The organism is Bartonella heixiaziensis, assembly GCF_046245125.2.
In the GTDB taxonomy this organism is placed as follows: domain Bacteria; phylum Pseudomonadota; class Alphaproteobacteria; order Rhizobiales; family Rhizobiaceae; genus Bartonella; species Bartonella heixiaziensis.
In genome coordinates this window covers 1,984,211-2,005,643 of record NZ_CP176404.1, presented here as the reverse complement: position 1 = coordinate 2,005,643, position 21,433 = coordinate 1,984,211, and the positions used below count along the sequence as shown (strand labels likewise).

Genomic DNA, 21,433 nt, shown 5'->3' with positions numbered 1-21,433 from the left:
AAATGGTGCAAATTTCCACTTATTTTCAATTAATGCGTGCAGGATGGGTCTTAGCACGCGAAGGCGTTTTGAGTGCTCTGCCTCACGATGAACTTCAAGGGTTTCCCGCATTCTGCCACCGTATAGCAAGTACGTTAGCGCGACGTAAAACGAAAAAAAGGAGACGATCCGAAAATATTTCTTATGCCATCAATAAACTCGGCCCTTCTTACATAAAACTTGGTCAATTTCTTGCCACCAGACCTGATATTGTTGGACGTGATATTGCAGAAGATTTGGCACAACTCCAAGATCGTGTCCAAACATTCTCTCATACTAATGCAATTATCCAAATTGAAAGTTCTCTTGGTCGGTCTATCAATGATTTATTCATAGATTTTTATCCTCCCATTGCCGCTGCCTCTATTGCACAAGTTCATCCAGCTGAATACGATGATGGAACTGGTCATAAAAAAAAATGTGCCGTTAAAGTCATTCGCCCTAATATCAGAACGCGTTTTGCTAAAGATCTTAGAAGCTTCTATCTCATTGCCCATTTACAAGAGCGTTACATTCCCGCTTCTCGACGACTGCGTCCTGTTTGTGTTGTTGACACTTTAGCACAAACCACCCGTATTGAAATGGATTTACGGTTAGAAGCAGCAGCGATATCAGAAATGGCTGAAAATATTCAACATGACGTAGGCTTTCGAGTTCCAAAAATTGATTGGGAAAGAACAGGACGCAATGTTCTGACAATGGAATGGATTGATGGCATAAGAATATCCGAAATTTCTGCTCTCAAAGAAGCTGGTTTTGACTTAAAAGCCCTAGCAATTACACTTATTCAATCTTTCCTTCGCCATACATTGCGTGATGGCTTTTTTCATGCCGATATGCATCCTGGTAATCTATTTGTAGATCCACAAGGATGTATTGTTGCAGTTGATTTAGGAATTACGGGACGACTTGGCAAAAAAGAAAAGCATTTCCTAGCTGAAATCCTTTACGGTTTTATTACCCGCGATTACTATCGAGTAGCCCGTGCCCATTTCGAGGCAGGATATGTGCCTCCACACCATAATATTGAGAGCTTTGCTCAAGCCAATCGTGCCATTGGTGAACCAATTCATGGACAATCAGCGCAAAGTATTTCCATGGCTAAGTTGCTCACATTATTGTTTGAAGTCACCGAATTATTTGACATGCAAACGCGTCCAGAACTTTTACTTCTACAAAAAACTATGGTTGTTGTGGAAGGTGTTGCCCGCACATTGGACCCAGATTTTAATATGTGGAAAGCCTCTGAGCCGGTTGTTAAAGAATGGATTAGCAAAAATTTAGGACCCGTAGGAATTGCAAAAGATTTTGGTGAGGGAACTCAAGCACTCCTTTCTCTGGCACGTAAAACACCGCAACTGATACAAAATTTCCAACGTATGGAAGAAGACCTTAATCAAATGATAAAAACAGGATTTAATCTTTCTCCTACAACCCTTAAGCAACTTGCTGTTGAACAAAGTCGCACCAATCGGTATGGCCGTTATAGTCTGTTCATTATTGCGTTTTGTTGCGTTTGTCTCACTTTTTATCTTTTTCATCTTTTTTAATCTGCTCAATATGCTAAAACTTATCAATGATGAAATCATTGCAATCATTTTATTTCTTGGAGGTGTTTTATGGCTAGTCTTACCATTCGTAACCTCTCTCCTGAAATCAAAGAAGCTTTACGCATACGTGCCGCAAAAAATGGCATTTCTATGGAAGAGGAAGTCCGCCGCCTTTTAAGCAATCCCACTACTCCGGCCGTACTCCCCCCTCAAGCAAGTGCCATCGAAATGCAATCATTGCAATCAAAATCACTGCTTTTTATTATTGGTGGTAGCATTGCAGCTTATAAATCGCTTGATCTGATTCGCCGTTTGCAAGAACGGGGAGCACGCTTAAACATTATTATGACAAAAGCAGCACAAAAATTTATTACACCTTTAGCAGCTGAAGCGCTGAGTGGTCGTACTGTTTATAGTGATTTATTCTCACGCGAAGAAGAACATGACATTGGTCATATCAGACTAGCGCGTGATGCTGACTTGATTATTTTAGCACCAGCTACAGCCAATCGTATTGCAAAAATAGCCAACGGAATAGGAGATGACCTTGCTGATTGTGTACTTTTAGCAGCGCGCTGCCCTCTTTTGATTGCTCCTGCCATGAATCCAGCCATGTGGACACATCCAGCAACTGTTCGTAATGTTGCTAAACTGCGTGCAGATGGCGTTCATATAGTAGGACCAGAAATCGGCAAAATGGCTGAGCATGATGAAGCTGGATGTGGACGCATGAGTGAACCCTTAACCATTGTAGCTACAATAGAAACCCTTTTGCGTGTACATGGACAAGAGAAGCCCCTTTCTGGCAAGCATTTTATTGTTACTTCTGGTCCTACCCATGAACCAATTGATCCAGTGCGTTATCTTGCTAATCGCTCTTCAGGTAAACAAGGTCATGCCATTGCAACGGCTTTAGCCAATTTGGGTGCCAAAGTGACGCTTATTTGTGGACCAGTTAATATTGCTGACCCCAAAGAAGTGAAAACCATTCATGTTGAAACAGCACATCAAATGTTAAAAGCTGTTCAAGCTGCGTTGCCTGCTGATAGTGCCATTTTCGTCGCCGCTGTTTGTGACTGGCGCAGCCAAACACAATCTTTACACAAGATAAAAAAGCATGCCCATAAAACACCCCTATCCTTACAAATGGTTGAAAATCCTGACATTTTGGCAACAATTGGACATGCTCCAAACCGCCCACCATTGGTGATTGGGTTTGCTGCTGAAAGCCGTGATCTCATTGCAAACGCGCAAAAAAAATGTGTCGAAAAAGGAGCAGATTTTATTCTTGCTAATGATATTTCTCTTCACTCTGATGGCACAAGCGTCATGGGCGCTGATACAAATCAAGTGTGTCTTGTTAGCAAAGATAAAGCCGAACAATGGCCACATATGAGTAAACAGCAAGTAGCGCAAAAATTAGCAAAGGTTATTGTATCATTTTTTGATCTTCACACCCCTGCTTATTAATAAGAGAAAGATGCCCTGTTTCAAATGAAAATAGAAATTGCCAGACATCAGACAATTGAATACCTTAAAAAAGGCAACACAAAAAAATAAAATCCATTTAGCAAATCGCGTAAAACTGTTTGGACGATGATTCTTATTGAGAAACGACTACCTTCGTACAAAAAACAATCCCCTCCTCTCGAAAGAGAGAAAAATTCCTCTGTATTTTAGTTTATTTGTAAAATGGTTAGTATTGGCGGATCTTATTGCTACGCGCGTATACCGTTCATTTCATTGGCTTTACAGAAAAATCCTCTCGTGATTTTCTGCCATATATAAAGATCTCTCCCATCTTAGACTTAAAAGATGAAGATTCTTAACCCGCACCAATCTGTCATCCTATTGATTCTTCTCGAGAAACTTTATCTGCTGACTATTTATGAAATTCACTTTATAAACTCTATGGAAAAGTCCTAGATTAAATGTTTTTTTCAATTCCCTACTTCTTATTTGGTTGATGTAAAAAACTAAAATCAGACAGTGACGACGTTGTATTTTTAAATATACATGAATGTGCCTTGTAATATCATACTGAAAAAAATGCTCACGACATTACAGATAAAAATCCCTTTTCTCGGCTTCCTTCTTTTAATCAACAAAATTATACGATTTATAAAACAAGTGTATAGGTAAAGCACTCTCAATCTACCTCTTGTTTTCACTGTTTTTTTCTTATTTACTGAATTATTATGATTTTTACTGCTGCTTATCGTGCTTTACAACGTCTTATGACTCCGCAATATCGCACTATGATCTTAAAAGTATTAGGAATTACCTTTGTTGTGCTCGCCATTCTATGGTTATGTGTACGTCAGCTTTTTATATCCCACTTTTGGCCTTGGATTGCTGATTTTCTTCCTGGATTACCCAGTTGGGCAGGATGGTTGGGATTTGGCATGCTTATCATTTTTAATCTTGGCTTGGCTTTACTGATGGCTTTTTTGATTGCTCCAATCACCGCCATGATTGGTGGTTTTTTCATTGATTCTGCTGCTGAAGTCATTGAAAAAGAAGATTACCCAAACGAGCCTATTGGTCAGGCTCTGTCGTTTGGACGTTCTCTCATTCTTTCTATTAAATTTGTTATTTTAAGCCTTTTCGGTAATATACTCGCTTTTATTTTGTTTTTTGTGCCTGGTATTAATTTGATTGCCTTTTATGTTATTAACGGTTATTTACTCGGTCGCGAATATTTTGTGTTTACTGCCTACCGTTTTCTATCTGAACAAGAAGCGCATGCCTTTTTACGCGTTCATTATGCAACGGTTTTTGGCGCAGGGCTGTTGATTGCGCTTTTTGTTTCAATTCCTATTCTTAATTTAGCAACACCACTTTTTGCAGCCGCCTTTATGACACACTTACACAAGATGCTTTCCCAAAAGGCATCATACGTATCACAACCAAATAACGGCACTCCTTAATCTAAAATTAGCAAAGCGCGTGAATAACAGCGAGCAGACAACAGGTTTTGTCTTTTAAAAGATCTTTTTACTCCTTATCATTAGGGCAAATTCTTGCCCCTCTCTGGTGTTTCGCTAACATAACGTTATCGCAACCATTGTTTTTATGGACTATTTAGCCTTATTGATGTTTATAATTATAAGGTTTTTTTGTTTTAGGTTCGTACCACTGGTGTTAACGATTTGCTGAATATTCGTTTTTCATCAGAAACAAATGAGGAGTTTGGCAACCAGCACAAGCAATGGGTTTTAATATCAAAGCAAAAAATGGAAGTTATTAAAATTGCTAACAGATTTGTTGCAAGGAGTATTTTGATTTAGATTATCTTTGTAACATTAGAAGAACAAAAATTTAAAGAATAGTAGGGTTAAAAGCTGTACGCACATAGATAAAAGTATTAAATGAGTCTGTTTATTAACTGGCAAAGCGAGTCTGTTTATTCAGTCCTATATTCCTTCGAATTGCGCAAAAAGTGTATAATATTTAAAGAGAGGCTACAAAGATGAACTGGATTACAAATTATGTTCGTCCTAAAATTAATTCCATACTGGGACGTCGTGAAATTCCAGACAATTTGTGGATTAAAGATCCCACCACGGGTGAAATGGTATTCCATAAAGATTTGGAAGTTAATCAATATGTAGTCCCCAATTCTGGTTATCATATGCGAATCAGCGCCAAAAATCGTCTCATGCATTTTTTTGATGATGGTCTTTATACGCCTCTTGAAAATCCAAAAGTTGTCACTGACCCTTTGAAATTTCGCGATGAAAAACGTTACATTGATCGATTAAAAGATTACCGTTCCAAGCTTGGTGTCGATGACAATATTTTAAGTGCACGCGGTACTATTGAAGGTTTACCAATTATAGCCACCGTTCAAGACTTCGCGTTTATGGGTGGATCACTCGGTATGGCTTCGGGAGAAGCTATTATCAAAGCTTTTCATACTGCTATTGCTGACAAATGCCCTTTGGTTCTTTTTGCCGCTTCTGGTGGTGCACGCATGCAAGAAGGAACACTCTCACTAATGCAGATGCCTCGTACAACCGTAGCAATTGAAATGCTGAAAGAAGCAAAGCTTCCCTATATCGTGGTTCTAACCAATCCTACTACCGGTGGTGTTACTGCTTCTTACGCTATGCTTGGCGATGTTCATATTGCCGAACCTGGTGCTATGATTGGTTTTGCAGGACCACGCGTGATTCAACAAACCATACGTGAAACCTTACCTGAAGGTTTTCAAAGCAGTGAATATCTGCTCGAACATGGCATGGTTGATATGGTTGTATCGCGTTTAGAAATGAAAGCTACTATTGCACGACTTTTACGTTTGATGATGAAACATCCGGTAGCTGTTAATCCTTCCAATCCATCCCCAACAGGTTCTCAAACATCACTTTCTAAAACAAAAGCTGCCTAATCTCATGAAAAAAAAACAAGTGCAAAGGATGGTAGATGATTTACTGAAAAACTATCCGAAGAAATTTGATCTTTCTTTAGAGCGTATTTTCCGTCTTTTAGAGCGTCTTGATAATCCCCATTTAAAGCTTGCGCCTGTTATTCACATTGCTGGAACAAATGGCAAAGGGTCTGCTTGTGCTATTTGTCGCGCACTTTTGGAAAGCGCAGGATATCGCGTTCATGTCTATAGTTCACCTCATTTGGTAAATTGGAATGAACGCTGTCGACTAGGTCAAATAGGAGGCGGTCAACTTGTCACAGAGAACCAATTAGCTGAAATAATTCATGAAATCATAAAAGTAAATCGTCAAGAGCTAATTACTGTTTTTGAAATTTTTACGGCTGCTGCCTTTATGTTATTTAGCACATATCCAGCTGATGTCGTAATTCTAGAAGTTGGATTAGGTGGACAGTTTGATGCTACAAATGTCATAAAAAAACCAGCTGTATCCCTTATTATGCCCATTGACTACGATCATGAAACCTTTCTTGGAAACACCATTACACAAATTGCTTTTCAAAAAGGGGGGATTATCAAGCCAGCAGTTCCTGTCGTTATTGGTAAACAAGATCATGATGAAACCCTTTCTGTTTTAACATCTATTGCTGATAAAAATAAAGCACCTTATTTCCTGTTTAATCAAGATTATCAAAGCTATACAGAATATGGACGTATGGTCTTTCAAAACAATCAAGGTCTTATGGATCTTCCACTTCCTAACCTTATTGGAGCTCATCAAATTGCTAACGCAGGAGCCGCTCTTGAAGCAATTCACCAAGCAGGTTATCGACTTTCAGAAAAAACGATAAGTCATGCTCTGCAAAATATTTACTGGCCAGCACGGATGCAACATCTTACCCATGGAGACTTGGTTGATCAACTGTCTCCTAGCATTGATTTATGGCTGGACGGTGGACACAACCCCGCTGCTGGAAAAGTCATTGCAACAGAACTTACCGAGTGGAAAAAAAAATCAAACCGTCCTATTATTATGATCGCTGGTATGCTTAATACTAAAGATGCTGTTGGTTATTTTCAGCCTCTCGCAAAACTCGTAGATAAAGTCTATACGATCCCATTGATTGATAATAATGCAGGTGTTTGTCCAGAAATTTTAGCTGAATCAGCTCAAAAAGTAGGGATCCTTGCCAGCCCGCAAGCTCATCTACAAGATGCTTTACAGAGAATTAACTCAGAGCATAGAGAAGCTATCGTCCTTATTAGCGGTTCCCTTTACCTTGCGGGCGATATTTTACGTGACAATAAAACGCCGCCATGTTAGGAATTGGTTATTCATAAAGCTTTAGAAGATAGACCTTGTAATTATGCAACTTGATTGTGCACTTTATCAACATCCTAAACTTATCACTATTTTTGGCGGCTCTGGCTTTGTGGGACGGCATGTTGTTGAGGCTTTAACTAAGCGAGGTTATCGCGTTCGCATCGCTGTTCGCTATCCACAAAAAGCCTATTATATGCTTCAAATAGGCGAAGTCGGACAAACTCAAATGCTCAAAACTGATGTCAAGCATCGTGCCTCTGTTGAACGCGCTTTGCTTGGTGCAGATGGCGCAGTATTTCTGCCTGGTAGTTTAATACAAGCAAATCAATCGAACTTTCAAAAAACGCAAATTGATGGTGCTCAAAATGTCTCTGAGTTAACAGCTGAAGCCGGTATTCCATTTATTTACATGTCAGCGCTTGTAGCGAATCAAAACGCTTCATTTCTTTATGCACGCGTCAAAGCTATGAGTGAGCAAATCGTTCAGAATACGCATCCTCAAGCAATTATTATGCGCCCATCAGTTATCTTTGGACCAGAGGATTGTTTCTTTAACACCTTAGCGAATTTGTCTTGTTTTTTACCAATCATGCCCCTTTTTGGAGGTGGACAAAGCAAATTGCAACCCGTGTATGTTAGTGACATCGCTGAATTTATTGTACGCGCCTTAGAGGGACAAATTATCTCTGGAAAAAGTTATGATCTTGGTGGCCCACAGATTATCACATTTCAAAATGCCCTTGAAAATATATTGAAAATCATTCACCGTAAAAAAATAATTCTCTCCATGCCTCTTTCTGCAGGGCTGTTGATTGGAGGTTTTTTGGGAACTATTGGTAAATTGCCTCTCGTACCAACAGTGACAACAGCCGATCAAATACGCTTCCTGCAAGTGGATAACATTGTTTCTCAAGAAGCTGTAGAAAATGGTTACACTTTAGAAGGAGCAGGAATTACCCCTCGAGCAATGGCTGCACTTTTGCCAAGTTATCTCTGGAGATTTCGTCCACAAGGTCAATTTTCCAAAAATTCACCAGCCTAGCATATATTCTCCAAGGACATAGTCAAGATATTGATTTGGAATGATAATTTTTCAACATTGAGAAATTAAAGTAGCAAACAGAGTTACATTTTCTCATTTCAAACTTCTGCATTTAGAACCGTTTACTTGCACATCACAAGAAAGTTCAACGTGTGGATAAAATAAAGAGCTTAGTATATCTCTTATGTACCGTCTTCATGCAAAACAGGTGCAACAATGGAAACTAAAAATATAATAATAGTTCTGGTTTGTACTTTCACAAGCTAAAGATGATAGTATCCAATAACCATGATTTAGCACCCCTTCATCGACAGTGCTAAAAATGCGATAAGGAGCAAAGTGAGGCATTTCTTTAAATAAGTGCGTGAAGAACAGTACGATGACATATTATTCTTGGTAATACATATTTTGCGTAATTGAATTAATTTCTAATTCATAAAAAGAAAAGAGTAGATGTATTCGATGAAATTTATATATCTTACTCTTTTTGCCAAATGCAGAACTTCATAACAAATTCTCCTTGTCACTTCACTCTTCTCACAGTTCAAAAACTCAAAAATGTTGATCAACTTTATTCAGACAATAGAGTTTTTCATGAGTCCTTTTTATACCCTGTCAGTAACACCATTACTCACTCTAAAAATACATGTTTGTTGTATAAATTTATAGAGAATTGAAAAGGCCTTTTTTCACAGAAAGAAGTCTTTCTATTGGCTTGCATTTTTTTTTAATTTCTCCTACCGTCTTGAAAAAACTGATTTTGAAGGAATAAAGAATGGCAGCCCAAGATTATGTTGTCAAAGATATTGCACTTGCTGCTTATGGTCGTAAAGAACTCGATATCGCCGAAACGGAAATGCCTGGCTTGATGGCCTGCCGTAAGGAATTTTCTTCCCATCAACCTTTACGCGGAGCACGCATTTCTGGTTCATTGCATATGACCATTCAGACAGCTGTTTTGATTGAAACACTGAAGGCACTTGGCGCCGATGTACGGTGGAGTTCTAGCAACATTTTTTCTACACAAGATCACGCAGCAGCAGCTATTGCAGCCACAGGTACTCCTGTCTTTGCGGTCAAGGGCGAAACACTTGAAGAATATTGGACTTATATAGATGCGATTTTCCAATGGCCTGATGGCAATCCCTCCAATCTTATTTTAGATGATGGAGCTGATGCTACAAACTATATTTTGATGGGATGCCATGCGGAAGCAAATAAAGATATTCTGTCTCATCCCAAAACAGAAGAAGAAGGATTTTTTTTCCAACAAATTCAAAAGCGTATGGATGATACACCAGGTTTTTTCACACGTCAGCGCGCAGCAATCAAAGGTGTGAGCGAAGAAACCACAACGGGCGTACACCGCCTTTATCAATTACAAAAGCAAGGGCTTTTGCCCTTTCCAGCTATTAATGTCAATGATAGTGTCACGAAATCAAAATTTGATAATAAATATGGATGTAGAGAATCACTCGTAGACGGTATCAGACGCGCAACAGATGTTATGATAGCTGGTAAAACCGCCATTGTTTGCGGTTATGGGGATGTGGGTAAAGGTTCGGCAGCTTCTCTTTCAGGTGCTGGAGCACGTGTTAAAGTGACAGAAATTGACCCAATCTGTGCCCTTCAAGCAGCTATGGATGGCTATGAAGTTGTTAATTTAGATGATGCTGCCTCCAATGCCGATATTATCATCACAACAACTGGCAATAAAGATATTGTCCGCTTAGACCATATGCGGCAAGTAAAAGATATGTGTATTCTTGGAAATATCGGCCATTTTGATAATGAGATCGAAGTGTCAGCCCTTAGAAACTTGCCATGGACGAATATTAAACCACAAGTCGATATGATCACCTTTCCTGATGGAAAACGTATCATTTTACTCTCTGAAGGGCGCTTACTGAACCTCGGTAATGCTACGGGACACCCCTCTTTTGTTATGTCAGCCTCATTTACAAACCAAGTTTTAGCGCAAATTGAACTCTTTACCCGTTCAGAACACTACAAAAATGAAGTAACTGTTTTGCCTAAACATCTTGATGAAAAAGTTGCACGTCTCCACCTTGATCGGTTAGGAATAAAATTAAGCGTTTTATCAGAAGAACAAGCTGCCTATATTGGAGTCGCACCACAAGGACCTTATAAACCAGATCATTATCGTTACTAAAATGGTTTCCTTGGGTTAAAAGAAAAAGGAAAACGCATCGTGCCCAGCTTTGGTGATTATGACCCCAAAGAAAAAGCTCAAAAAATGATCCGAATCTTTAGAGAAATTTTTTGCCTTCTTTTCCTTTTTTCTCCAACATGGGCTGTTGCTCAGTCATTGGAAATGCATCTACCATTTGCGTTCACTTTGCCAGATGGTCCATGGCTTCTTTTAGCCCTTTGTGGAGGAATTTCTTGTGCTTCACTTCTTATTTGTATGGCAGTTATTATGCGTGCAAAAAAAGCTTCATTGGAGCCTTTGAAGACAATTCAAGCAGAATTTTCTGAAAAACTTCAATATTATGAATGGCTTCTGGAAGAAACAAAGCAACTCCTTCTTATTTGGGAAAATCCAACAGCCTTGCCACGTGTGGTTGGCAGCATTCCTGTGTTGCAAAAAGCAGGAATTCTACAGCAAGATTTTCAGTGTTTTGAGCTCTGGCTTGAAGAAACTTCAAACCGAGAACTTGACTACGCACTCACGCAATTGCTTTACAAGTCTCATCCTTTTGAACTTTCCGTCACTACCAAGAACAATATATTGTTGCAAGTTACAGGAGTGATAGCTGGAACAGTAGCCATCGCACGTTTTCAAGATATCTCAACACAGCAGAGCGAAAATGCGCGTTTACAGAAAGATATCGCCAAAATCCTCATCGAGCTAAGAATGCAACGCAATCTTCTTGATCTTATTCAAGAGCCGGTATGGATACGAGATTGTGAGGGAAATGTTTGTTTTGTTAATCGTGCCTTCAGAGAAATGACAGGTTTTCGAGAAGGTAGTAATGAAGTCGTTGATCTTTTTAATGAAACAACACAACGCAAAACAGATGAGGCAGAAACGATTTTTCAAGAGCATGTTCATACAGTTATTGATGGAGAACGGCACCATTTCCATCTCACACGTGTTACGACAGAAGAAGGGATGGCAGCTTTTGCTCGTGATGACAGCGCATATGAAAATCTTGCCAATGAACTAAAACGTGTTCTTCAAAGCCATTGTGAAACCCTTGACCAAATCTCAACAGCTGTGGCTGTTTTCGATACCAATCAAAAATTAAAATTCTGCAATCATGCTTTTAAAATCTTATGGCCGCTAGAGAGTTCTTTTCTAGAAAGTGAACCAAGTCACACATTGCTTCTTGAACAGTTGCGTGAAAAAGGACTCATTGGTGAACATCCTGATTGGCGCACGTGGAAAGAAGAACTTCTAAAAGCCCACCAACAAACAGAATCAAATCAACAGATTTGGAATCTTCCAGATGGACGCACGGTACGTGTTATTTCCAGCCCCCATCCACAAGGAGGCGTCACTTGGCTTTATGAAAATCTTACAGAAAAAATTGATCTTGAACGACGCTATAATACACTGATTAAAATACAAGGAGAAACACTTGATAAGCTTTCAGAAGGAGTAGTGGTTTTTGGCACAGATGGACGTCTTCGTTTATCAAATCCAGCTTTATTAAAATTGTGGTCTCTCCCTTATAATTTACTGGTAGAAGGCACCCACATTACGCAATTACAAAACCATTGTTCGCCCTTAACCGTAGGAAAAGAGTGGGATCAATTTACCAAACTTATTACAGGTTTAGATGAAAAACGCGACACCTATTCAGGTCGTATGGATCTCAAAAGTGGCATGATCATTGATTACACAGTGGTACCGCTTCCCAATGGACAGACAATGCTTACTTTCGTTAATGTTACGGACACTGTTCATGTTGCGCGTGCTCTTCAAGAGAAAAATGAAGCCTTAGAAAAGGCTGATCATTTGCGCAATGAATTTGTTCAACATGTTTCCTATGAATTGCGTACGCCCCTCACCAATATTATTGGATTTTCTGATATTTTACGCGATCAAATTTTTGGCTCTATTAATGAACGACAAAAAGAATATCTTGGGCACATTCACTCAGAATCAGGCACTCTCTTGAATATTGTCAATGATATTCTTGACCTTGCGACTCTTGATGCGGGCATCATGGAGCTCGATATACAGCCCGTCAATATTGCTGATGCCATGGTACAGGCAGTAGCGCGGGTAGAAGAGCGTCTTAACGGACGCCATATTACGCTTTTACAACAAATTTCTCCTTCCTTAAATTTTATTTCCGTTGATGCAACACGTTTGCATCAAATCTTTGTTAATGTTCTCAGTAATGCCATTAATTTTGCAACCGAAGCAAGCACGATTGAATTTTGTGCTGAAGAGCAAGATGATAACATAGTCTTCAGTGTTCATAATGAAGGATCTGATATTCCAGAAGATATTCTTGATCGCATTTTCAAGCGCTTTTCTTCCCATGCACATAATGGCGGGCGCGCTGGAGCAGGTATTGGTCTTTCTCTTGTCAAAAATTTCGTTGAACTGCATGGTGGACACGTTGAAATTCTTACCGGAGCTGGACAAGGAACAACGGTTAAATGTTTTTTTCCTGTTCCCAAAGGAGATAACGTTTTTTAATCTCGTCTTTTTATAAGTTTTTTTCACCCATTTCACGGAATTCTTCATGCATTTTAATTTTTTTCTTGAAAATGAAGAAGCAACCAAACTTTTTGCACAAGATTTAGCTCTCGCTTTAAAGCCTAGCGATCTTGTAACGCTCCAAGGTGATCTTGGAACAGGAAAATCAACCTTAGCGCGTACAATTATCCGTACGCTTGCTAATGACAACACTCTGGATGTTCCAAGTCCTACTTTTACTCTTGCTCAAAGCTATCAGCTTCCACAATTTGAAATTGTTCATGCTGACCTTTATCGCCTTTCTATGGCAGAAGAAATTGATGAATTGGGGCTGCACGAAGCACGTGAGCAAGGCGTTTTACTTATTGAATGGCCAGAAAAAGGCGCAGATCTTTTGGGACCAGTTACCTTTGCCCTCACCTTACAGTATGAAGACTATGGACGTCGTGTGACTCTTACATCAGCAGAAGATTCTAGTGAACGTATACAGCGATCTTTTGCAATTCGCACATTTTTAACAACCCATGGACGCGGTCATGTTCATCGTCGTTTTTTGGCTGGAGATGCCTCCGCGCGTACCTATGAGCTGCTGGATGATGGGCATTGTCAAGAAGTCCTCATGGATGCACAAACCATGGAAACAGATCTCTCCTATGCAAAAACGGCACAACTTGCAAAAGATATCCGTCAATTTGTAGGGATCAATCAGCTTATTTTAGACAATGGATTTTCTGCCCCCCATATCTTTGTCGAAGATTTTGAAAAAGGGCTTTTGATTTTAGAAGATTTCGGGCGGGAAGGGATTTTAGATCAAAGCGGCAATCCTCTAGAAGAGCGTTATATTGCATGCAGTGAATTACTAGCAGCTTTTCATCAAAAATCGTGGTCCTTTGAAAAACAATTGACAAAATTTTTGCTTCAAATTCCCTCCTATAATTGCCAAGTACTACAAGCAGAGCTCTCCTTATTGCTAGACTGGTATTTGCCCTTCCAAACACAAAAAACCTTGGATCAAGAACAACGTGAAGCTTTTTTTACTTGTTGGAAGCCTTATCTCGATAGCCTTACCCAAGGAGAAAGTACCTTTGTTATGCGTGATTATCATTCCCCCAATATTCTTTGGCGCGCGCATGAAGAAGGCATTGCCCGCATTGGTCTTCTTGATTTCCAAGATGGTTTAAAAGGTCCAACAGCCTATGACCTTGTCTCTTTGGCACAAGATGCACGTCTATTTATTCCACCAACACTCGAAACGAAAATTCTCGACGCCTATTGCAATGCACGTCATCAAGCACCACGCTCTTTTGATGAAAATGAATTCCGCAAACTTTACGCAATTGCAGGCGCTCAGCGGGTTTCAAAAATCCTAGGGATTTTTGTACGTCTCCACCAACAAGATGGAAAATCATCCTATCTTAAATATCTTCCCTATCTGCAAGATTATCTTACTCGTAATCTTTCACGCCCAATTCTTGCACCTTTACAAAACTTTTACCAAAAAATGGAACTTCTTTCAAAAGCATGATAGACTTCTTACAACTTTAACCTTTGCAAAACACTCTTCAAAAAAGCAAACCGTTTTTGCTAATAAACGTGAGAATAAGTGTATGCTGGTGACTATTCTCTTTTTCCAAACCTTTGATGAGAAGTAACAGAAGTGATCTCCTAAACCGTCATTTCACTCAAATCAAAAATCTATTACACAAATATAGCTTTTCAGTTTTTCCTATCATAAAAATTGTATACAGTAGAAACAATGCAAATAATCAACAAGATGGAATATTTTCCACGCACTCCTAATGAGATCATATGACCCTTAAACCGCGTGTCTTTTCTATTTCTCCAGGAACTTCTTTTCTACCGCATTTTGTTGATGCATTGCTCTCAGGCACTCTTATTGAGAACTTCGCGCCAAATGGGGATGTCCAGACAGCTCTTGCTGATACCCTCATTTATGTACCAACGCGCCGTGCTGCTCGTGCTTTACGTGCTGCCTTTGTTGAAAGAAGCGCTACACAATCAACCTTCTTGCCAACCATTCGCGCTCTAGGAAATCTGGACGAAGAGAGTTTCCTTTTTGTTGAAAACAATACCAACACTTTGAATCCTCCCATCGGAGATACTGAACGCCTTTTGCTTCTAGCACGCCTTATTCGTCCCTGGCGTGAAAACTTGCCTACTCACCTACGTGCGATGTTTGGTACAGAAGATGTGCTTATTCCTGCTCACACTGCCGATGCAATTTGGCTTGCTCAAGATTTAGCACATCTGATGGATGAAATTGAAACAGAAGCAGCAGATTGGTCAAAGCTTAAGGAAATTGCACCTGATATGGTAGCCGAATGGTGGCAAATAACGCTCAATTTCCTTACCATTGTTACACAAAGCTGGCCACAAATCTTACAAGAAAGACAACGGAGTAATCCAGCTGAGTGGCGCAATCAAGCGCTCAAAATGCACGCAGAAACTTTACACCATACACAAACTAACAAACCTATTCTTGCAGCTGGTGTTGCAGGTTCTATTCCCGCAGTTTCTCATCTTTTAAAAGTAATCTCTCGCTTACCAAAAGGAGCTGTTGTTCTTCCTGGACTTGATTTTCATATGGATGAAGATCAATGGAATGCATTGGGCGCGAATAATGAAGAAAGAAAAACTTTTGATTTTTTCGATCATGCAGCGAACGCTTTTAGCCATCCTCAATATCATTTAAAAAAACTTCTCTCTCTCATGAAATGTCACCGCATTCACGTTCGTGAAATTGGACAACAAAGTGCAATAAAAGCAAAACGCGCAGCTCTTCTATCAGAAGCACTCCGACCAGCTTCTACAACAGACCGATGGGTACAAATTGTCCGTGATGATTATGAAAATCTTTGTACAGATTGGTCATTCATTGAAGCTATAAATGAGCGCGAAGAAGCCCTCGCTATTGCCGTTGCATTACGTAGTGCCATTGAAGAACCTCAAAAAAATGCAGCTCTTATCACAAATGACCGTAATTTAGCACGCCGTGTATCCGCTGAACTACAGCGATTTGGAATTGAAGCAAATGATTCAGGGGGAATACCGCTTGCACAAACGTTGCCTGCAACCCTGTTACGACTTCTTTTAGAAAATGTGTTTCAACCTAATGATCCCATTGCTTTTCTTTCTCTTCTCAAACATCCACTCACAACACTCAAGCAAAATCGTCATCGCTTGCGCGAAATAGCAGAAAATTTTGAACTCTTTGTTCTTCGAGGGAGTACTGGTCGCATAAATCTTTGTGAATGTGACCAATTTCTTGAAAAATGGATGGAAACACATTGCCATAATACTTCTAAAACGAAGGCTCTTAACCAACAAAAGTGCGAAGAAGCACGCGCTCTTTGTCACCTTTTGGTTAAAGCTGTCGAACCTTTAGCATCTCTCCTAAAACAGGAAAGAGAATGCACTATCAATGAAGCCGCAATAGCAACTGTTGAGGTTTTTGAAAATTTTGGACGCGATGAGAACGATTCTCTTGTAAATCTTTATCAACATGAAGCAGGGCAAGCCTTATCAACTTTTTTGCGTGAATTGGTGAGTGATCAATCAGGCTTAAAATTTCGTCTTTTCGAATGGCCCGCTATGTTTTCGGCTTTGATAGCAACACGCTCCGTTACGCCTTCTCCAGGGGGGCATCCGCGTTTATTTATCTGGGGCACTTTGGAATCACGTTTACAAACGGTTGATACAGTGGTTATCGGCGGTCTTAATGAAGGATCATGGCCTATGACAACCCACAATGATGCTTTTTTATCGCGGCCGATGAAAATGATGTTAACTCTTGAACCTCCAGAACAGCGTATTGGTCTTTCTGCACATGATTTTCACTGGGCTATGGGAATGAATAAAGTGGTGATGAGCCGAGCACTAAGGGTTAACCACGTTCCTTCACTTCCTTCACGCTGGTTACAGCGCTTAGAAACGGTTATAGGAAAACAGGTTTGGAAACAAATCCGTACACGAGGTGAAGTATTCCTTCATTGGGCAAAAATGCTCGATAAGACAAATATAATTGCCTGTGCAACACGTCCTTGTCCTATACCGCCCCTTGATATGCGTCCTCGCCATTTTTCGGTCACTGAAATAGAAACCTTGCGGTATGATCCTTATGCCATTTATGCCAAAAAAATCTTGCGCCTCAAACCCCTTAAAGCGCTCATCCATGATCCTTGCGCAGCTGAACGTGGAACACTTTATCACGCTATTCTTGCTGCTTTTGGAACACAAGTAAAAAATCCAAATGCCGCAAATGCATTGGATGTATTGCTAAATCTTGGACGACAAGAATTTGATAAGTTTAATTTACCTGCCGATGTTGAAACAATCTGGTGGACAAATTTTGAAAATCTTGCTCCTTTCATTCTTCAGTGGGAACAAAGTCTAGAGCCTCGAGAACGACATACCGAAGTAGTATCCGAAAAAATACCTATAGGTACAACAGATGTAACTCTTTCAGGACGCGCTGATCGTATTGATGTATTGGCAAACAAAACGGTTGAAATACTTGATTTTAAAACCAGTACACCCCCCTCATCAAAACAAGTTCGTGATTTATTATTTCCACAATTGGCACTGGAAACAGCTTTACTCATGAAAGGAGCCTTTACAGATTTTAAAAATCTCACCCCCTCAAATCTATTTTACATCCCCCTCAATGGAAAAGGTGAAATCACTCCTAAATCAATTTTTTCACAGAAAGGGGGAAAAGAGCACCAAAGTGTCATTAGTCTCGGTGAAAAAGCATGGGAACATCTTATCGCATTAATAGAGTATTATAAAAATCCACAACAAGGCTATCTTTCACACGCAGTCCCTTTAAAAAAAGAATATGAAAGTGACTATGACCATCTGGCACGATTATGGGAATGGTCAAATGGATTCCATAAAGGAAATCAATCATGACCCTTTTTTCTATTCCTGAAGCAGCCCTTGATGCACAAGCAACGGCAACACACCCCAAAAAAAATGTATGGGTTTCTGCAAATGCAGGCTCTGGAAAAACCCACGTTTTAACCGAACGCGTTATTCGCTTGCTTTTAAACGGTACCCCTCCAGCACGTATTTTATGCCTCACTTATACGAGAGCAGCCGCCGCTGTTATGCAATCGCGAATTTTTCGCACACTTTCCAGCTGGAATGAGCTCAATGATGCACAGCTTAAAGAAATCTTATCGCAGCTTGAAAACAAACCTATCAATGCGCAGAAAATGACCTATGCGCGCCAACTCTTCGCTCGTGCCCTAGAAACACCTGGGGGCTTAAAAATCCAAACTATTCATGCATTTTGCGAATCTCTCTTGCATCAATTTATGCTAGAAGCCAATATTGCTGGACATTTCGAACTCATAGATGATGTCAACCGCAAAAAATTACAACAAGAAGCGCGCAGCCAACTTTTAAAACATAATGATGCACAACCCGCTTTGAAACAACTGCTTAAGGTTATCAGTGAACACACTTTTAACCAATTGCTGGATGAAGCAAATGAAAAGCAACATAAACTGTCTGGTTTTTTATCCTCTCTTTTGTCTGAAAATGGAGAGGAACAGTTGCGTGCGCTGTTTAATTTAGCGCCTTATGATACAAACCAGCAGCTACTGGAAAAAATTCAACAGACGGCTCGCCTCCCTCTTTATGCTCTTACACATTGCCAAACCTATGGTAATAAAAACACCAAGGCTATGATTGAGAAACTTTCCCAATTAGAAACCGCTTGTGATGAAACAACCATCATCAACGTCGTTTCAAATGTTTATTTTAAAACGACAGGCGATCCCCGTAATTTTTCACTTATATCTTCTAAAAAATCAGATGAGATTTGGCCCTTTATTCAACAAATGATTGAAGATAAACAAAGCAAGCTTTCTGTTCTTTTAGAGAAATATCAATGCGTAAAAACCCTCGCACTCAATATGGCTGCTTTTCAGCTTTGTGCTATTTATCTTAAAATTTATGCAAATTTAAAAAAAGCCAATGGTTTTTTAAGTTTTGATGATCTCATTGAACGTACACTTCATTTGTTGCAACGTGAAGGTGCAAGCCAATGGGTACATTATAAGCTTGATCGTGGTCTTGATCATATTTTGCTTGATGAAGCACAAGATACCAACCCTGATCAATGGAAAATCATTCAACTTTTAGCGCAAGAATTTTTCACAGGTCATAGTCAACGTGACAATATACGCACTCTTTTTGCTGTTGGAGATGAAAAACAATCTATCTATTCTTTTCAAGGCGCTGCTCCAGAAAATTTTGCTGCAAATGGCAGAATGATTCAAAAAAAAGCGGAACAAGCGAAGCAGAAATTTGAAAAAATACAACTGAATTATTCTTTTCGCTCTACAGCTGATGTTCTTAAAAGCGTCGATCTTGTTTTTGAAACACCAGAGAATTACAAAGGGCTTTCAGCAGAAAATACAAAAACAGTGCACGAAGCTATTCGTATTCACAGCCCTGGTGAAGTTATTTTATGGGATGCACTTTCCAAAGAAACTAACGAATTTCCTGACGATTGGCATTTAACTGTTGATCAGTTAGATACACCGGAAGTACGTCTGGCGGAGAAAATTGCTGAAACTATTGATGGCTGGTTACAGAAAGGAGAAATACTTCCAGCAAAAGGGCGCTTAATGCGTGCAAGTGATATTATGGTCTTAGTTCGTAAGCGTGATGAATTTGTCTTAGCGCTTTCTCGTGCCCTTAAACAACGCAATGTCCCCGTCGCTGGAGCTGATCGTTTACAGCTTACAAAACATATGAGTGTGCGGGATTTAATGGCGCTTGGACGTTTTGTTTTGCAACCACAAGATGATCTTTCTCTTGCTTGTGTTTTAAAAAGCCCTCTTTTTTCGCTTAGTGAAGAAGAACTTTATCAACTTGCCGCTCAGCGCACAGGTTCCCTTTGGCAAAGCCTCTGTATGCATGCATCTTTTAAAGACACCTTTGAAAGTCTCAGCAAATATCGCAATTTAGTTGATAAAATGCCAGTCTTCGAATTCTATAGCCATATCTTAAACAATGATAAGGGACGACAAAAGATTCTAGCTCGCTTAGGATCAGAAGCAAATGATGTGCTTGACGCTTTTATGGATTACACACTCACGATTCAAAAAACGGGTCTACCAGGATTACAAGCTTTTTTAGAAACACTAAGTGCAAGTGAACCAGAAATTAAACGTGAATTTGATCAAAATCATGAAGAAGTCCGTATCATGACTGTTCATGCTGCTAAAGGACTGGAAGCTGCTGTTGTATTTCTGGTTGATCCAGGGAGTGCTATTTGGCATTCGCAGCATGCACCCCACCTTCTGAAAGTTCCCTTAAACAATACACAACTGAGCGACCAACAAGCTTATATCTGGCGTCCCAACGCAGAATTTAACACAAAACCCTCTGAAAAAGCACTTTCGCATTTAAAAGAGCGTGCAGAAGAAGAATACAAACGTCTTCTTTATGTAGGAATGACACGTGCTGAAGATCGATTATTTGTTTGCGGTTATAAAAGTGAGCGCACCTTTTCTGATACATGGCTACAATTGATAAAGAAAGCGCTCAAACCACATGCCGTTGCTATAAAAGGTCCAGCAGAGGATATTGCGGCGTGGCGCTATTGCATCACACCACACACTTCTACCCCAATAAACCAAGAGGTACCTTATGCGAATGACCAAACACTTCCACCTTTACCCGATTTTTTCTCTCATAAAGTCCCAGTAGAACCAACTCTACCGAAACCATTAAGACCCTCTGTTGCTAGTCTTTCCATTGAAGCTGATAATGAGCTTTTCTCTCATTCAAAACAGTCTAGCATCTCACCTGTTTTGGGAGAAACAAACACCAACAGAGCTTTTTCCATTGAATATGGTAATATTGTTCACCGATTGCTGCAATATTTGCCCAATTGCGCGCCTAAAAAACGTCGCGATTATGCTCGACATTATCTTAAAACAAAAGCCTCTCATTGGTATCAATCCCAAAGAAAAAATGCACTACGTCATGTTTGGCAGATTTTAGATCATTCATATCTCAAACCCCTCTTTTCTGACCATTCACGTGCTGAAGTCTCCCTCATGGGTGTTATAAAAATTCGTGGAAAAGAACAAGCAATTTCCGGTCAAATTGACCGTCTATACATTACACAAAATAGCATTATCTTTGCAGATTTTAAAACTGGAATCCCACCAAAAAACGAAGCTGCTATCGCACCACGCTATTTGTTGCAAATGGCTCTTTATCGAAAATTGCTGCAAGCTATTCATCCTAACAAAGATGTCCAAGCTCTTCTTATTTACATTAGAGAAACGAAAATTTTCAAACTTTCTCCAGAAAAACTCGATGCAATTCTTTATGAAGTTGCCCTATAAGCTAAAAATTCTTT

General features: G+C 39.7%; 11 protein-coding genes. All 11 read left to right on the top strand.

What is annotated here, in order from left to right:
• Positions 1-2 precede the first annotated feature (2 nt).
• The 11 genes from ubiB (at position 3) to addA (ending at position 21,419) form a co-directional block, all read left to right on the top strand.
• A complete protein-coding gene (ubiB, locus tag ACKC4Y_RS08770; RefSeq protein WP_409361345.1) occupies positions 3-1,589 on the top strand; it encodes a 2-polyprenylphenol 6-hydroxylase in 1,587 nt (528 codons plus the stop codon).
• Between the two features lie 69 nt (positions 1,590-1,658).
• On the top strand, positions 1,659-3,059 hold the full coding sequence (gene coaBC / locus ACKC4Y_RS08765) for a bifunctional phosphopantothenoylcysteine decarboxylase/phosphopantothenate--cysteine ligase CoaBC (protein WP_409361344.1): 1,401 nt from the start codon (positions 1,659-1,661) through the stop codon (positions 3,057-3,059).
• A 728-nt stretch (positions 3,060-3,787) separates the two neighbouring features.
• Positions 3,788-4,519, top strand: a complete 732-nt coding sequence (locus ACKC4Y_RS08760) for a sulfate transporter family protein (RefSeq protein ID WP_409361343.1) — start codon at positions 3,788-3,790, stop codon at positions 4,517-4,519.
• Positions 4,520-5,061: 542 nt separating this feature from the next.
• Complete coding sequence (gene accD, locus ACKC4Y_RS08755; RefSeq protein WP_409361342.1) at positions 5,062-5,982, top strand: acetyl-CoA carboxylase, carboxyltransferase subunit beta; 921 nt, start codon at positions 5,062-5,064, stop codon at positions 5,980-5,982.
• 4 nt (positions 5,983-5,986) lie between these two features.
• Positions 5,987-7,306 (top strand): bifunctional folylpolyglutamate synthase/dihydrofolate synthase, encoded by a 1,320-nt coding sequence (locus tag ACKC4Y_RS08750; protein WP_409361341.1) that lies wholly within the window; start codon positions 5,987-5,989, stop codon positions 7,304-7,306.
• A 43-nt stretch (positions 7,307-7,349) separates the two neighbouring features.
• Positions 7,350-8,348: a complex I NDUFA9 subunit family protein gene (locus ACKC4Y_RS08745; protein WP_409361340.1), complete on the top strand. Its 999-nt coding sequence runs from the start codon at positions 7,350-7,352 to the stop codon at positions 8,346-8,348.
• 775 nt (positions 8,349-9,123) lie between these two features.
• Positions 9,124-10,521 (top strand): adenosylhomocysteinase, encoded by a 1,398-nt coding sequence (gene ahcY / locus ACKC4Y_RS08740; protein ID WP_409361339.1) that lies wholly within the window; start codon positions 9,124-9,126, stop codon positions 10,519-10,521.
• A 39-nt stretch (positions 10,522-10,560) separates the two neighbouring features.
• Positions 10,561-13,026 (top strand): sensor histidine kinase, encoded by a 2,466-nt coding sequence (locus ACKC4Y_RS08735; RefSeq protein WP_409361338.1) that lies wholly within the window; start codon positions 10,561-10,563, stop codon positions 13,024-13,026.
• A gap of 46 nt (positions 13,027-13,072) precedes the next feature.
• A complete protein-coding gene (gene tsaE / locus ACKC4Y_RS08730; protein WP_409361337.1) occupies positions 13,073-14,551 on the top strand; it encodes a tRNA (adenosine(37)-N6)-threonylcarbamoyltransferase complex ATPase subunit type 1 TsaE in 1,479 nt (492 codons plus the stop codon).
• 284 nt (positions 14,552-14,835) lie between these two features.
• Positions 14,836-17,958: a double-strand break repair protein AddB gene (gene addB / locus ACKC4Y_RS08725; protein ID WP_409361336.1), complete on the top strand. Its 3,123-nt coding sequence runs from the start codon at positions 14,836-14,838 to the stop codon at positions 17,956-17,958.
• Positions 17,955-21,419: a double-strand break repair helicase AddA gene (addA, locus tag ACKC4Y_RS08720; RefSeq protein WP_409361335.1), complete on the top strand. Its 3,465-nt coding sequence runs from the start codon at positions 17,955-17,957 to the stop codon at positions 21,417-21,419. Before addB ends, addA begins: the two co-directional genes overlap by 4 nt.
• Positions 21,420-21,433 lie beyond the last annotated feature (14 nt).